The organism is Ciceribacter azotifigens (genome assembly GCF_048159625.1).
Lineage (GTDB): Bacteria > Pseudomonadota > Alphaproteobacteria > Rhizobiales > Rhizobiaceae > Allorhizobium > Allorhizobium azotifigens.
In genome coordinates this window covers 260,439-274,938 of sequence record NZ_JBLQTA010000005.1, presented here as the reverse complement: position 1 = coordinate 274,938, position 14,500 = coordinate 260,439, and the positions used below count along the sequence as shown (strand labels likewise).

Annotated in this window: 17 protein-coding genes; 5 read left to right on the top strand and 12 right to left on the bottom strand. The window is 63.2% G+C overall.

Annotated features, from left to right (window positions below; all coding sequences use genetic code 11):
• Positions 1 to 124: 124 nt before the first annotated feature.
• The 12 genes from ACM6UT_RS10660 to ACM6UT_RS10605 form a co-directional block, all read right to left on the bottom strand.
• Entirely contained in the window at positions 125 to 649 is a 525-nt protein-coding gene (locus ACM6UT_RS10660; RefSeq protein ID WP_416797306.1) for a thermonuclease family protein, read from the bottom strand.
• A complete protein-coding gene (locus ACM6UT_RS10655) occupies positions 639 to 1,157 on the bottom strand; it encodes a hypothetical protein (protein ID WP_416797305.1) in 519 nt (172 codons plus the stop codon). The genes ACM6UT_RS10660 and ACM6UT_RS10655 overlap by 11 nt, the downstream gene beginning before the upstream one ends.
• Entirely contained in the window at positions 1,154 to 3,451 is a 2,298-nt protein-coding gene (locus tag ACM6UT_RS10650; protein WP_416797304.1) for a phage tail tape measure protein, read from the bottom strand. Before ACM6UT_RS10650 ends, ACM6UT_RS10655 begins: the two co-directional genes overlap by 4 nt.
• 126 nt (positions 3,452 to 3,577) lie before the next feature.
• Positions 3,578 to 5,515 carry a prohead protease/major capsid protein fusion protein gene (locus ACM6UT_RS10645; protein ID WP_416797302.1) on the bottom strand — a complete coding sequence of 646 codons (1,938 nt, stop codon included), beginning with the start codon at positions 5,513 to 5,515 and terminating at the stop codon, positions 3,578 to 3,580.
• Positions 5,515 to 5,763, bottom strand: coding sequence for a hypothetical protein (locus ACM6UT_RS10640; protein WP_416797301.1), 249 nt, complete (start codon positions 5,761 to 5,763; stop codon positions 5,515 to 5,517). The genes ACM6UT_RS10645 and ACM6UT_RS10640 overlap by 1 nt, the downstream gene beginning before the upstream one ends.
• 244 nt (positions 5,764 to 6,007) lie before the next feature.
• Positions 6,008 to 6,238 carry a hypothetical protein gene (locus ACM6UT_RS10635; RefSeq protein ID WP_416797300.1) on the bottom strand — a complete coding sequence of 77 codons (231 nt, stop codon included), beginning with the start codon at positions 6,236 to 6,238 and terminating at the stop codon, positions 6,008 to 6,010.
• Positions 6,216 to 6,707 carry a hypothetical protein gene (locus ACM6UT_RS10630; protein WP_416797299.1) on the bottom strand — a complete coding sequence of 164 codons (492 nt, stop codon included), beginning with the start codon at positions 6,705 to 6,707 and terminating at the stop codon, positions 6,216 to 6,218. Before ACM6UT_RS10630 ends, ACM6UT_RS10635 begins: the two co-directional genes overlap by 23 nt.
• Positions 6,708 to 6,894: 187 nt before the next feature.
• Positions 6,895 to 7,854 (bottom strand): hypothetical protein, encoded by a 960-nt coding sequence (locus ACM6UT_RS10625; protein WP_416797298.1) that lies wholly within the window; start codon positions 7,852 to 7,854, stop codon positions 6,895 to 6,897.
• The gene (locus ACM6UT_RS10620) at positions 7,847 to 8,116 is read right to left on the bottom strand and encodes a hypothetical protein (RefSeq protein ID WP_416797297.1); all 270 of its coding nucleotides are present in this window, start codon (positions 8,114 to 8,116) and stop codon (positions 7,847 to 7,849) included. Before ACM6UT_RS10620 ends, ACM6UT_RS10625 begins: the two co-directional genes overlap by 8 nt.
• A complete protein-coding gene (locus tag ACM6UT_RS10615) occupies positions 8,116 to 8,253 on the bottom strand; it encodes a hypothetical protein (protein WP_416797296.1) in 138 nt (45 codons plus the stop codon). Before ACM6UT_RS10615 ends, ACM6UT_RS10620 begins: the two co-directional genes overlap by 1 nt.
• Position 8,254: 1 nt before the next feature.
• The gene (locus ACM6UT_RS10610; RefSeq protein WP_416797295.1) at positions 8,255 to 8,464 is read right to left on the bottom strand and encodes a helix-turn-helix domain-containing protein; all 210 of its coding nucleotides are present in this window, start codon (positions 8,462 to 8,464) and stop codon (positions 8,255 to 8,257) included.
• 181 nt (positions 8,465 to 8,645) lie between these two features.
• Entirely contained in the window at positions 8,646 to 9,887 is a 1,242-nt protein-coding gene (locus tag ACM6UT_RS10605; RefSeq protein WP_416797294.1) for a tyrosine-type recombinase/integrase, read from the bottom strand.
• A gap of 428 nt (positions 9,888 to 10,315) precedes the next feature.
• On the opposite strand from ACM6UT_RS10605, the gene ACM6UT_RS10600 reads away from it, so the two are divergent.
• The 5 genes from ACM6UT_RS10600 to ACM6UT_RS10580 all read left to right on the top strand — a co-directional run bounded on the left by ACM6UT_RS10600 (position 10,316) and on the right by ACM6UT_RS10580 (position 14,364).
• Positions 10,316 to 11,938 (top strand): ABC-F family ATP-binding cassette domain-containing protein, encoded by a 1,623-nt coding sequence (locus ACM6UT_RS10600; protein WP_416797293.1) that lies wholly within the window; start codon positions 10,316 to 10,318, stop codon positions 11,936 to 11,938.
• 166 nt (positions 11,939 to 12,104) lie between these two features.
• Positions 12,105 to 12,638, top strand: coding sequence for a DUF992 domain-containing protein (locus ACM6UT_RS10595; RefSeq protein ID WP_416797292.1), 534 nt, complete (start codon positions 12,105 to 12,107; stop codon positions 12,636 to 12,638).
• A 171-nt stretch (positions 12,639 to 12,809) separates the two neighbouring features.
• Complete coding sequence (locus tag ACM6UT_RS10590) at positions 12,810 to 13,424, top strand: GNAT family N-acetyltransferase (protein WP_416797291.1); 615 nt, start codon at positions 12,810 to 12,812, stop codon at positions 13,422 to 13,424.
• A gap of 38 nt (positions 13,425 to 13,462) precedes the next feature.
• A complete protein-coding gene (locus ACM6UT_RS10585; protein WP_416797290.1) occupies positions 13,463 to 13,921 on the top strand; it encodes an OsmC family protein in 459 nt (152 codons plus the stop codon).
• A gap of 281 nt (positions 13,922 to 14,202) precedes the next feature.
• Positions 14,203 to 14,364, top strand: coding sequence for a hypothetical protein (locus ACM6UT_RS10580; protein ID WP_416797289.1), 162 nt, complete (start codon positions 14,203 to 14,205; stop codon positions 14,362 to 14,364).
• The last annotated feature ends 136 nt before the right edge of the window (positions 14,365 to 14,500 follow it).

Below are 14,500 nucleotides of genomic sequence, written 5' to 3'. Positions count from 1 at the left end.
TTTGCACCCCCCCCGCTTCGTGCCGATGGTAATCCTGATTGGCCCCTCAAACAGAAGAAGCTGCGGGCGCGGGGATCAGGACTTGGTTAGGGATGCCATCGGCCACCCCCAGGAAGTCCCGCAGCTATTCGGTGGAAATCATCGGAGCATCGTGATCCTTGCGCCACTCCCAGGGCCGCTGAAACGATCCAGCCCACATACCGCGCTTGGCAGCGCGTGCTTCGGCTTCGGCGTCGGCGTAGGCGCCCTTGCTGTAGCGCGGCCAGTCGAGCGCGTGGCCTTCCCGCACAAGCCAGTCCTCGACGTTGATGCCGCCGGCCGTGCATTCGGCCACGATCCTGCCATAGCGGTCGCGGTCGATCTGGACGCAGGAGACCGGCCGGCGGGCAGCGAGGAAGTCATCCAGCGCAAAGGCGGCCGTCTGGCCGCACCGGTAGCGCCGGCCGGCAGCGTCAAGGCAAAGCTGCCGGCTTTCCGGCGCGTCGATCCCATTGAGGCGAATACGCTGGCCGTGGACCTCGATCGTATCGCCGTCGATCACGGACGCGACGCCGATGATCGGCTCGGCGGCGAAAGACGACGAGGCGAGCGCGAGCAGCGCGCAAGCGGCGATGGCGCGGAAAATAGTCGTGGCGGCGTCAGTAATCATTTTTCTCCCCCTTCCTGTTTGTTCTAGGACCAATCGGCGAGACAGCCTCGCTGGCTCGCGTTTCATCGTCGGCGCTGTCTGTGACGCGCCGAGCCGGAAATGCGACTACGCGGGCCGTCTCCGTGACCGGAGCGGCAGGCTCACTATTCGTCCTCGCAAGGGCTTCTTCAATGCTCGCGCCCTTCATCAGCGCGGCGATGACATCGGCTTCGCGGCCTTTCGCTGCGGGCGAGGATATGGCGGCCATGCAGCGCCGCATCGCTTCGCGCTCGCCGTGAGACCATGCATATGCGAAGGCAAGGCCGGCATCGTCCATGTCGGCTTCGTTCTGCTGGACGTTGCCGACGAAGAAGAGGCCGGCGCGCTTGAGCGCGCCGTGCGACAGGCCGATATCGACCTCGGCCACGTTGCTGCCGGCGGCGCGGGCCTTCTGCATCAGGCGGTCTAGAAGGCGGGTCATGTAGCCGTCCATCAGAGGAGCGAGCTTGCGGAAATCTTCGATCATCATGTCGCCCCGAACCCGTAATCCGCCTGCAAGCCGCGCAGCGATGCGCGGAGCTTCTCGGAAAATTGGCGCTCGATCTCATCGATCGCGCTGGACAGATCGCGCTCGATCTTCACGCCAACGTTGACGCCGATGTTGTACGTGCCGCCCGGACCCGAGCCGTTTGGATGCACGTAGCCGGATCGGCTAGGGGTGATGATCTCCGGTCCCTTCTCACCGACCAGATACGACCGGCCGGCAGAGACCGGCCCGCCGCTAGCGCGCTTGCCGTCTACGGCCGGGGCATCATCGCCCCCGCCCAGGCCGACATAACTGCCGATGCTCGACGCTATTGACTTGATCTGCCCGAGGACGCCCTTGACCTTGCCGAGCAGGGCGTCGGCGATCTGTGATCCGATGCTGGCCGCCCAATCGACAAGGCCGGTGAAGACCGCCTTGATTGCCTCGATCATTTCGGTTGCGGCTTCCGCGCCAGCGTTGCGCCACTCGCGCTTCTGCGCGTCGGAAAGAACTTCGCGGGAGAAGAAGGACGCGATCCAGTCACCGAAGGCGGATAGCGCGGACGTAGCCGCCTGCCATCCCTTCGCTATTACCTCGCCGATCGGCGCGAGCCATTCCAGAAGCGGCCGGGCCGTTTCAAGGGCAGGAGCAAGCGCCTCACCGATGACGGATGCGAAGCCTGCGACGTATGAGGATGCGGCGTCCCAATATTTATAGATCAGGAAGCCAGCAGCGGCGACGGCCGCGATGCCTGCCGCTACCGGGGCCGTGATCGTGCCGAGCGCGCCGCCGATGGCGGCGAGCGCAGGGCCGACCAACCGTAAGCCAGGAACGATCCTAGCCACCGCCTTCATGGCGTCGGCGGCTTTCGCAAGGCCGCCGTACTTCGCCCCGCCGGCAAGCGCCGCTTGCAGTGCCCACGTTGCCTTGACGGCCGCACCCATCTTGGAGCCTGCCGTCGCAATCCGGCCGAAGGTCGCCGCCAGCAGCGATAGCGCGCCGCCCTTCACGAATAGCCCGGCGAAGCGCAGGCCCGCCATCGCGACCCGGAAGCCGACCAGCGCGGCCGTCGCCATGATGACGTTGCGGGTGAGATTGGGATACTGGCTGGCAAAGCTCGAAATCGCTGCCGACAGTTCGGTCGCCATGTCGGCGATCCGCCGCATGGCGGGCAAGATCGTCTTGCCGATGGTGAGATTGAGGTCTTCGAGCGTATTCGAAAAGCGATCCATGACGGCGCTCGCCGTCTTGAGCCGCTCGGCGAAATCTTGCTCGACCACGCCCTGCGCATTCAGCGCTTCGGCGCGGATGCGCCTGTATTCGTCCAGATTTTGGATCAGAGGCCGCAAGCCCTTCTGCACTTGGGCGTCCTGAAACAAGTCGCCGAGCTTGCCGAGATTGCCCTTGAGCGCCTTGTTTGTGATCTCGGCGATGGCTTCGATCGGCGTCAGACCATTTTTGGCGGCGGCGGCAAGCTCGCGCTCAAGATTGATCCCCATCTTCGCGAATGCCTTCCGCGTCTGCGGTGCATTGATCTTCTGCAGGACGTTCGACAGGTTCGTCGCCGCCTCCGCGCTATCGCCGGCACCTTTGCGCGCGATCTGCAACGCGGCGGCAAGGTCGGCGACCGCCGGCACGCCCTTCTGATTGAGGCCGGCATAGGCAGCACCGAGCGACGGAAAGTATTGGGCCATGTCCTTCAACTCGAAGGCGCCGGCCTTTCCTGCCTGCGCCATGCTGTCGAGGGCGCGGGCAAGCTGATCGGCCGGCACCTTCAAGTTATCGAGCGCCGCATACGAAGCGCGCGCGACTTCCTCGATATTGGCTTTGTATGCGGTCGCGACCTTGCCGATCGGCTTGAGCATCGCCGCTGCATCGGCCTCATTCGCCCCGAGACCGACAAGCGCGTCGAACGCGCCCGCCATGACGGAGGCAGACTGATTGGTCTGCCGCGCCACGGCGCGGACCTGATCGCCGAGGCGGGCCATCGCTTCCTGCGAGCCGCCGGTCTTCTGGCGGATGCTTTCAAGGACATCTTCAAACTTCGCCGAGGCGGCCAGCGGCGCGGACAGTGCTCGTTGCAGGGCGTAGCCGGCGGCCATGGCATCGACCATGCGCCCGCGCGCTTTGTCCATAGCGGCGGCATTGCGCTCTACGGCTGCGTTGAGCCGGCCAGCGAGGCCGCCGACGCGGTTTGCAGCCTGCCCGATGCCGGCGAGCGCGCCGGCAGCCTTACGCGCGGGACCGGACACGCCGTCAATCAGGCGAACTAGCAGTTGAGAAACGTGGTTTGCCACCGTGCCACCTCATGAAGGGAGGAAGCGCCCGCCCGGCGCAAATCGGGCGGGCGCTGGTGGCGGCCCGCCTCGCAGGTGGCGGACCGCCGAAGCGGCAGGTGGACTAGGCCCGCCGCCGAACCGTTATCAGGCGCCGTCGAACGGCGTCTTGAAGAGGCCGCGCCAGTCGAGCACCTTGGCGGCCACGTCGAGGCGCGCCTTGATCTCGATCCCGTCGATGTCGAAGCCCATGCGCGTCTCGGTGAAAACGCCCTGTTGCCCTTCAAGATACGCAAGCTCCACAATGTCGATCGTGGCCGGCGACGCCGCGAAATAATACGCATCATCGTCGCCCGCGATGCCGAAACGCGGGATGCCAAGATCGAGGCGAGGCTCGGCGATGACGGTCAGGTTGCGAAGCTCGCGCGGCACGGCGTCATCGGTCTTCGCGGGCGTCACCGTCGTCAGGAACTTGAGCGCGGCCGTTTCCTGCGCCTTGGGCACGATGAGGTAGGCCGGCGTCAGGTTGAGCGCCGTGGCACCGTCGAGGCCGGTCTGCAAGCCCATGCCCTTGCGCGCTTCGCTGACGGACGTTTCGCCGATCGCGAGGTCGGTTCCAAGATTTTTATGGTCGGCGTGGAACAGCGCCTTGCCGTCGCCCATCGTCGGATTGGCGAGGATTTGCGCCCATACCACGTCGCTCTCAAGCTGCGCGGCCTGGACGCCGAAGGCGCGCGGCAGGCGGTCGAATGCGCTGAGATCGTCGTTGACAATGCTCTGACGGGTCAGGCCGATGACCTTACCGTAGGTCGCGAGGCGGAAGGTTTCCTTGCCTTCGCCGATCGTCCCGCGCTTGAATTCGCCGTGCTCGTTCACCGCTTCCAGAGCGGGCGCTTCGCCGATGCTGACGCGGCTCTGTTCCTTGAAATCCGGCACGGTCGTGACGCGGACGAGCGGGCGGAAAGTTTGGGGCGCGGCTTCGTATGCCATCCTCAAGACCTTGCCAGTGACGCCGGCAAGGACAGCCGGGAAGTCGGAAGTGCCGTGCAGGCCGCCGAACGAACGCTGATCCAGCGCCGCAGCCGCGATCTGCATCTTCGACATGCCGGCGGTGCGGACACCGCGACCTTCGACGGCGGCCCTCGCGATCTCCAAGAGCGGCATCGACATGAACACCTCGGCCCCGGCTTCGAGCCTGAATGCGACGGGATCGACGCGGTGCAGGATCGCCGAGGCCATCGCGGCAGCACGGCGATTGTCGAAGCTGTGATCGGCGACCGTTGCCGGCGCGCCGATCTGGTGGCCGGGGCCGCCGGGGTGGACGCGACGCTCGTCTTCGACCATGCGATCGAACAGCGCTGCGCGGAAATCATCTACCGTCGTGCCTGCCTGGATCGCGGGCGCGATCATTTCCGGCAGGCCGGCGCGGGTTGCGAGGTCGGTGATGATGCCAGCGCGCGTGCGCTCGGCTTCAACGGCCGCCGGATCGGCGGCGGGATTGGTCTTCGTGGGCATCTGGCCCTCCTTGATTTCGATGATTACGGGGAAAAGTTCGGTGTTCGCGGCGCGCACCTGCGCACCGGGATCGGCCGGGATCGGCACAGCGCTGATTTCCATTGGCTCCCATTCGAGGACGCGGTGGATGGGCACGGCACCCTTGGCAGCCTCGGATTTCTCGACGCGGATGACGCGATAGCCGACCGAGACGTTGCGCACGGTGCCTTCCTTGACCTTGGCGACGGACGAGGCGACATCGGGCGCGTCCGAAAGCTGAACGCGGGCATATCCCTTGCCCTTCTCGATCCTGGCCGATCCCGGCACGACCGAGCCAAGCACGCGGCTCAAGTCGTAGCTGTCATGCGTGTCAAGGAACGGCGCGCCCGCATTCAAGCGGTCGAGCTTCACGGCAGCGGGCGTGACCTCAAGGATTTCATCATATGCGCCATCGATCCAAGAGACGCGGCGCACCGCTGCGCCTGTGGTGAAGCAGACTTCAACTGTGTTGTCGGCTTCGCGGAACGATGCGGCGCGGATGGCCGCGCTGCGGTGCTGGACCGGCAAGGCGACGGTGAGAGGCGCGTCCATCAGTTTGCCCGCCCGCGCTTCTCTTCGGCTTCGGCTTGGAGCAGCCGCAGCGCTTCATCCGCAATCAGGTAGCCAACCAGCTGCCGGATGAGTTCGTTCGCGTCGAGGCCGACAACCTCGGCGATCTCGGCAAGCGTGAGGTCGCCGCCGCGTTCCAGCAGGGCGAGGACTGCATCGCGGGTGTGGCCGTCGCAGACGGCCAGGATCGTGCTCAGATTAATTTCGGCGGGGGGAAGAGAGTTCGGCATGACGGTCGGTGTCCTTTTATGACCTGACCGCGCCGAAGGCTCGTCTTGTTCGGTCCTACCGTTTTTCACGGGCTCGGCACCGAAACCCACGCATATTTGCGATCAGGCGATTAGAATGATCAGCGTCAACGGCGTTTTTGTCAATAAAACACGGACATGCTGACGTATTTTTTTGTCTCACTCGGCGCGGAATATCTAAACAATACTTTTCCAACGCCGAGGATTATGACGCTGTGTGAGGGAGTTACTTTTGCTTCGGCGGTTCAATACGCTCGGCCGCGTGCTCCATCATCCGCGCGACTAGATCGGGCCGGCTCGGCTTGGAAGTTTTCTTCGTCTTCGTGGTCTTCGTGGTCATCGCCTTTTGTCTCCTGTCTGCGAGGATCGTTTGCTGTGGCGCGATGCGCGCCGCCGCGCGGCGCAGAAGCAGCGCCGCCGTGACGCGCCGCCGCTTAGGCCGCTTCATCCGCATCATCGTCACCCTTCATCTGCTTGCCGCGCAACTCCGCGTCTTTGCGCCGAAGCAGCGCCGCGAGGCGGTTGCGGATCGCCTCGACCTCGGCCTCAATCGTGCGGCGCATCGGCACGTCGCGCGTCACGCGCGCCGGCATGGCGACAAGCTCATCAACGAGCGCGCGCATCGTGAAATCGAAGACGACAAGAAAATCATCAGCCGGGATGAGTTCGCGCCGGGCCTGCGCCATGCGCAGTTCAAGCTGGTCGGCGCGCGCATGGTGCGCGCGCGCCCTTGCTTCGGTAAGCGCGGTTGGCTCGCGCTGCCGGCCGGCGATGTGGAGCGCTGCCCGCACGATCTTCGCGACCGGAAACTGACCGCGCTTCTGCTGCTCGATCTTGAGCGCAGCGGCGATCTGGCGAACGCGGCGCTCGGAGACGCCGATGAGAGCGGCGATGTCGGGTGCGGAAGCGTATTCAGGAATGCTCATTTCGGGGCCTCATTCGGAAATGGAAACGCACTTTTTCAAGGGCAACATTTGTTCGAAACATGCGGCCGCGCCGCCCGCAGAGGGCGGGGGATGCGGAAAAATCCTTTGCATGGCGGGGGGCTGACGGGGCGCGTGGGGGCGTCAGTGCAGCGAGGCACGGGCGAAGGTGGGATGGCGACCAAGGCCATCACCTTGCTCCTGCCGAAGTGAGCCGCCTTGCGGCGATGGCTACAGGCGTGACCTTGCGGTTGATTTCGTCCGTGGCGATTGCAGTGGCGCGGAGCAGAGGGACAAGGCGCCCCTGAAAGCGGAGGATCGAAGCGTGAAGGTTCCCCTCATCCAAAGTGGCCCGCTCGGTAAAAGTGGCCAGAGGTGTAGCCGTATTGTATTCCGTAGGAATACGGTTGCCGACCGACAGGTCTGGCCACTTTTCAACGTTGGCCGGAAGATCATCGATCCCCTTTTTCGCAAGGAAGGCGCGCAGCGCCTCCGCGCCGCGCTCCGCAGCTTTACGGAAGCTCGATCTATGGATGCCGTGCTTCCGACAGAATGCGGCGACCGATCCTGCCGAGACTTCCTCGATAGGCTTCACGCCCTTCGCCCGGCGCTCGGCGGCAATACGCTCGCGGTCCATCTTGTTCTTCCTTGCCTTCTTGTCGCGCGTGATCTGTGCGGCGCTTTTGTCGGCCGGGGCGAGCGTCCGAAGCCCATACCGCTCGATCTCTTCGGAGGAGACATTGAGAAGCGATCCCGCCCGGCGCGCGGTCATACCGCGCGGCCGGCTGGCAATGCGGGAAACGAGCGTTTCGGCTTCCTCCGCGATGATGCAAGGACACCACTTCGTAATCCATTCGAGGGCGCGCTGATTGTTGATTGACCAGCCGCGCACAACGCGCGCCATCGTCAGAGCATTGGCGGCGACAGTGGCGTAGGCGAAGGCGCGTTCGCGGGTATAGCAAGGGCCTTCATGCCGGCCGAGAATGAGCCGTTCAGTGGAGCGGATGCGTTCAAGGTTAAGATTGAAGCCCTGCCGGTCTTCGCGTGGCCGTTCAGATGGATTGCTCGAACGCCAGATGACGCCATGCTGATCGACCTTGACCGCGTAGCCGTCGCGGACTTCGCGATTGAGGATGATGGGTTTAGCCATTGTGCACCCGCCCGATGTCATAAGGCAGGGGCGACGACAGCAGATCATCAAGCTGCGCGATCCGTGCTTGCAGATAGGCGATTACCTGTTCGGCATCGGCGGTAGCGGCTGCGTCGTCGCAGCCGCGCGACCTCGCGGCGCGATAGGTGCTGTTCGCCGCGTTCTCGATCGTTGCATTCTTCACGCCTGCACGGATGCGAAGGGCCTCGCGGTCAAGCCAGCGCGCGAGGCGATATGTTGCGGGAAGCGGAACGACAGCCATCACGCCCTCCGCTGGACGCGGCGGCGAAGCGCCTGGCCGATCCTATTCGGCAAGATCAGCCGCAAGAGGCCGCGCCGCCGCGCGAAGGCGGCGGCGAGCAGGGCGATGCGATCAGGATGGGAGAGGGCGGCCGTCATATCAGGCGGCCTCCGCGATCGAAGCGATGAGGCGCTCAAGGTCGGCCCGCGCAACGAGCGTCCGGCCGAGCAAACGGCGCTTCGGCAGGAGGCCCTGCCTGAACATTTTATAAAGAGTAGGCCGAGATACGCGAAGCTGCCGCGCAGCCTCCGCGACGGTCAGGAGAAGGGTGCCGTCCTTCTCGGAAGCGATGATTTCTTCGGGGTCCATATTGCACCTGCGCGTCGAGTGACGGTTTTCATTGAATTTTCTCCATCAAATCGACGGCTACGGTGCCGAAGTATCTAAATCGTATTAGCGAAAATCGCGAAAATGCAAGTCAAAAAACGAAAAGCGGCGCAATTCAGCGCCGCTCATTCAGTATTCTGTTCGTTGGAATTCTATATGCGCGTTATGCAGACTTCGGAAACTGCACCACGTTGCTTGCTGTCGTGCCTGTCACATATGCGGCCCAATCGCTCATCAGTGCGCGACGCTTCTCAAGCGCCGCGCCGCGTCTGTAGGCGCCCTCGACGCCGCGCACAGTATGCGCAAGCGCTGCCTCCGCAACCTCGCGCGGATATGCGGTCATGTCGCCGCACCAGTCGCGGAAGGTGGAACGGAAGCCGTGCACGGTCGGACCTTCGACAACGCCTCGCAAGCACATGCTCAAGGCCATATCCGAGAGCGGGGTCCGCTTTCTCGACGGGAAGACGAGGGCCGATGCCTGTTCCTTGCCTTCTGGTGCGAGCGGCAGGACATTCCGCAGGACCGCGACAGCTTCATCCGACAGCGGCACCTGATGCGCCTTGCCAGCCTTCATCCGTTCCGCCGGCACGGTCCATAGCTTCTCGTCAAGGTCGATCTCGCCCCATGTCGCCCCGCGCGTCTCGCCACTGCGTGCGGCCGTGAGGATCGTGAACCTAAGCGCCTGCGCGCTGAGGCTATCGAGCGCGGCGAGCGTCGGCCAGAAGCCCGGCATGGCCTTGTAATCCATCGCTGCATGATGGCCGCGTTGGAGCCGCTTCCGCTTCGGAAGAAGAAATTCGAGGTGCCCGCGCAGCCGGAATGGATTTTCACCGCTCCGCAGGCCCTTCGCTTTGGCCGCGTCGAGGATCGCTTCAAGCCGGCCGCGAATGCGGGCGGCGGTTTCAGATTTCACCGTCCACACCGGCGATAGGATCGCAAGCGCGTCTTCCGTGTCGATCTCGTCCAGCCGTTTTTTTTGAATGTTCTTGCAATAGGCCGGCCCGACCGTCATGCGCCATTGATCGATGTGCTTTTCATTCCGCAGCGCGGTCGCCTTCGTGTCGATGAAGGCCTTCGCGAACTCTTCAAATGTCGGCTTCGCGAGATCAGCCTTCGCCTCTTCCAGTTTCTTGCCGCGCATGACTATCGGGTCGATGCCGGCGTCGAGCAGCTTGCGCGCTTCGGCTGCGGCCGAGCGCGCGTCCTTGAGGCTGACGGCATCCGGGCCAGCGGCCGTGCCAAGCCCCATGTCGCGCTGACGGCCGTTGAGAACGAAACGTAGCAGCCAGGATCGCCGGCCGTCAGGCCGAACGAGCAAATAGAGGCCGCCACCGTCGCCATGGCGACCGACAGGCGCGTTCTTGACTGCAAGCGGGGTGAGTTTGTTCAGCAATCGGGGGGCCACGTTTCGTTCCTTCAATCCATTCCGTTCAAAAGGGACCAGCGGCTCCGGTCCTATTTCCGGTCCTATTTCCGGTCGCCGCTAGCAAGTATCTATTTTCAATGGAAATTGGAAATCCGCAAGATATTTCAACGGGATGCGTTTACATCCTTTGACAACGTTTTTCACGGAAAAACGGAATTTCTAAAGACACCCTCTCCGCCATCGAGCAACAAGGCAGTAGGCTGGGTTCTTCCAAGCTGGGTTCCGATTCTGGTTGGTTCTCCCAGATTTACCAAGTATCCGTTTGGCTCGCCTGACACGCACCTCGTGATCGATGATCTCGCCCGGCGCTATCGCCGCGACAGTGATCAGGTTGCGTCCGTCTGCGTGACAGTTGCGCCTGCCCGTGCCATACGGGTGCCCGCAACCAACCAGGCCTGTTCTCCCCAATGATCCGTATCGACAATATCAGCAAATCCAACAGCCACCGCATCCTTTACATCGACGCCTCGGCAGCGTTGAACCGCGGCGAGAAGATCGGACTTGTCGGGCCGAACGGGGCGGGGAAGACGACGCTCTTTCGGATGATCACCGGCGAGGAACTGCCTGACGAGGGGCAGGTCTCCGTCGAGAAGGGTGTTACGATCGGCTATTTCGACCAGGACGTCGGCGAGATGACCGGACGGTCGGCCGTTGCCGAGGTGATGGAAGGGGCAGGGCCGGTCAGCGCCGTGGCTTCGGAGCTTCGCCAACTGGAGGCGGCGATGTCGGATCCGGGCCGCATGGATGAAATGGACGCGATCATCGAGCGCTATGGCGAGGTGCAGGCGCGCTACGAGGAACTCGATGGTTATGCGCTGGAGGGGCGCGCCCGCGAGGTTCTGGCGGGACTGAGCTTCAGCCAGGAGATGATGGACGGTGACGTCGCCAATCTGTCAGGCGGCTGGAAGATGCGCGTGGCGCTTGCCCGTATCCTTTTGATGCGCCCGGACGTCATGCTGCTCGACGAGCCGAGCAACCATCTCGATCTCGAAAGCCTTATCTGGCTGGAAGAATTCCTCAAAGACTATGATGGCGCGCTGTTGATGACCTCCCATGACCGGGAGTTCATGAACCGGATCGTTACCAAGATCATCGAGATCGACGGGGGCACGCTGACGACCTATACCGGCGATTACGGTTTCTATGAAGAACAGCGGGCGTTGAACGAGAGGCAGCAGCAGGCACAGTTCGAACGCCAGCAGGCGATGCTGGCCAAGGAGATCAAGTTCATCGAGCGCTTCAAGGCCCGCGCCTCCCACGCCTCGCAGGTTCAGAGCCGGGTGAAGAAGCTTGAAAAGATCGACCGCGTCGAGCCGCCGCGCCGGCGACAGACCGTCGCATTCGAATTCCTGCCGGCGCCACGCTCCGGCGAAGACGTGGTCAATCTCAAGAACGTCCACAAGACCTATGGTAGCCGGACGATCTATGACGGTCTCGATTTCATGGTGCGGCGACGCGAACGCTGGTGCATCATGGGCATCAACGGCGCCGGCAAGTCGACATTGCTCAAGCTGGTCACCGGCACCACCGCACCGGACAAGGGGAATGTTTCGCTCGGCGCTGGCGTCAAGCTTGGCTATTTCGCCCAGCACGCCATGGACCTGCTCGATGGCGACAGCACCATACTGCAATGGCTGGAGGAGCGCTTTCCAAAGGCCGGGCAGGCGCCGCTCCGGGCGCTCGCCGGCTGTTTCGGCTTTTCGGGCGATGACATCGAGAAGCGGTGCCGGGTGCTCTCCGGTGGGGAAAAGGCGAGGCTTGTGATGGCCGCGATGCTGTTCGATCCGCCGAACTTCCTCGTTCTCGACGAGCCAACCAACCACCTCGATCTCGATACGAAGGAGATGCTGATCAAGGCACTCTCGGCTTACGAGGGCACCATGCTGTTCGTCTCCCACGATCGCCGGTTCCTGTCGGCGCTTTCCAATCGCGTGCTGGAACTCACACCGGACGGTATCCATCAATACGGCGGTGGGTATGCCGAATACGTCGAACGCACCGGACAGGAGGCGCCGGGCCTGCGCGTCTGACGGGATGCGTCCGGCCGGAGGGTTATCGTCCGACCTCACTCCTTCGTGCAACCTGGTGCCGCGCCTCAACGGATCATTCTTTCGCCACATGCGTTCCCCAACACTGCCCCGCTGCTTCGGGCAGGGACGCACTTGCGGCATCGAAGCCAACAAAGGAGTAACAGGGATGCAGAAGACACTTGCTGTGGCTCTTGCCGTGCTGCCGGTTGTGACGAGTGCGGGTTCCGCAGTCTCGGCAGATGCAATCGCTCGGTCCGAGCCGGCGCCGACCTTTCACGACAGCGGACCGACCGGCGGCGTCCGGATCGGCTACCTTGACTGCAGTATCGGCGGTGGCGTCGGCTACGTGCTGGGATCCGCCAAGGACGTGGAATGCGTGTTCACGTCCGCAATCGGGAGCGAGCCGCTCGACCGTTATGTCGGCGTCGTGCGCAAGATGGGCATCGATGTCGGCTTCACGACACGCAGCCGGCTGGTTTGGGCGGTTTTTGCCCCCACGGCCGGATATCATCTCGGCTCGCTCGGCGGTCTCTACCAGGGAGCCACGGCCGAGGCGACCGTCGGTGCGGGCGTCGGAGCTAACATTCTCGTCGGCGGCACGTCCGGGTCGATCCATCTTCAAACGATCAGCGTCACCGGGCAACTGGGACTCAATCTTGCAGCCACCGGCACCTCCGTCACGTTGACGCCAGCCGGGTGAGCGGCAAGAAGGTACGTCCCGTTCCGCGCGGAACGCATCTTTCCACGATGGGTGACCGAAGGATCAGCGAGATTCTCCACCCGCTTGAAGCGGCCCTTGTGGTGCCACGACCAGTCACCTAGCATTCTGGCTACTTTCAGCCGTCATGTCATCGGAAAGGTGAGGGGGAGCATGGTGCTTATCCGTCCGGCGCGCGCGGATGATCTCGACGCAGTTTACGGGATCTGTCTCGCCACGGGCGATTCCGGTCGTGACGCATCGGGACTCTATTCGGATCCACAGTTGATCGGCCATATATACGCGGCGCCCTATGTCTTGTTGGAACCGCGTCTCGCCTTCGTCGTTGTCGATGAGGAAGGTGTCGGCGGCTATGTCGTCGGCACCGAAGACACCACATCGTGGGAGAAGCGCCTGGAGCGGAACTGGTGGCCGCCTTTGCGGCGACGATATGCCGATCCCGATGAGACGGATCGTCCAACAAGGACGCCGGATCAACGTCTGGCGCATCTCGTCCATCATCCAAGGTCGGACCCCGCGGCGGTGTGCAAGGACTATCCTGCGCATCTGCACATGAATGTACTGCCGAGGCTGCAGGGTCGGGGCGTCGGGTCCGCGCTTCTGGACTGCTGGATCACCGCAGCGGCTTTGCGCGGCATTCGTGCGGCACATGTCGGCGTCAGTCCAGTCAACGCCAAGGGAGCGCGTTTCTGGAAGCGGGCGGGCTTCGCGGAACTGCAGGTTCCGGGTGAGGGAGCTGATGCCTTGTGGCTCGGACGCCTGCTATAGACCTCCTTACGATCCGACAAAGTGAAAGGTGTAACAGGATGAGCAGCGCCGCGACGATCAAGGTACGACCCACGGGCGCGACGGCCACCCTGGGACGTACTGGCTTTCCGCATATCGTGTCGGAGACCGGCGGGGTGATCGATGTCAGGACCGGTGCCGCAGAGGCGGGTTTCAATCCGCTCGACCTGCTCTATGCTTCGTTGTCGGCATGTCTGGCGATGAGCGCTCGCATCGCGGCGAGCAGGCTCGGTATGCTGGATCGCCTGACGTCCGTTACCGTGCATGTCACCGGCTCAAAGGCACCGGGCGAGCCTTCGCGCATCGCGCGCTTCGACATCGAGTTCAGGATTGCCGGTGATTTCGCTGAAGCGACGAGAGAGGAAATTGCCCGTCTTGCCGAAAGCGAAATCTGCACGGTGAGCAATACCATCAAGGATCAGCCTGACTTCGCGATCACGGTCGGCGGCCCCGACGGAGGTCACGATGCCGGCGCATGACCGCGGGTCCACCCATCAGACAGAACCCGCTTCGACCATGTAGCTGTCGGCGGTGCACATGAGCATCGTCGGAGGCGTTGCCGGTCACGTGCTGCGGGGCACCGTCATGCTGGCGCCTCATAACATCTCTCACATCAGCAATAGGTGATTCGCACCTGTCAGCGCCGCCGGATGCGCCGTCGGATCTGCCGCTTTCCGCTTGGCTCAAGCTTTGCGCAAGCGAATTTTCTTACGGACGAAGGGTCAGCCGGGATGTCGACCGGCCTCAAGGGGACAATGATATGTCGAACGAAGCCGATCACTTCTACTACCGCCAGGATCTCGACGTGCAGGCTCTCATTGCCGAAAACAGGGGCGACGAGCTTACCGATATCCTCGTGGAGGCTCTCTATGACGCCTTCCGGATCCTGCGCGACGAGGCGGAAGGCGAAACGCTGCACTAGTGCAGTGACCCGACCTCCCACCAAGTGCCGACCACCGTCTCGCTTCGCTGTGGGCCGTCGGCAGGCCGATACGATGGACATTCAGCTCCGCCTGCTTCATGCCCTTTTTCGAATGTTACAGTTTGTGCGGTGATTC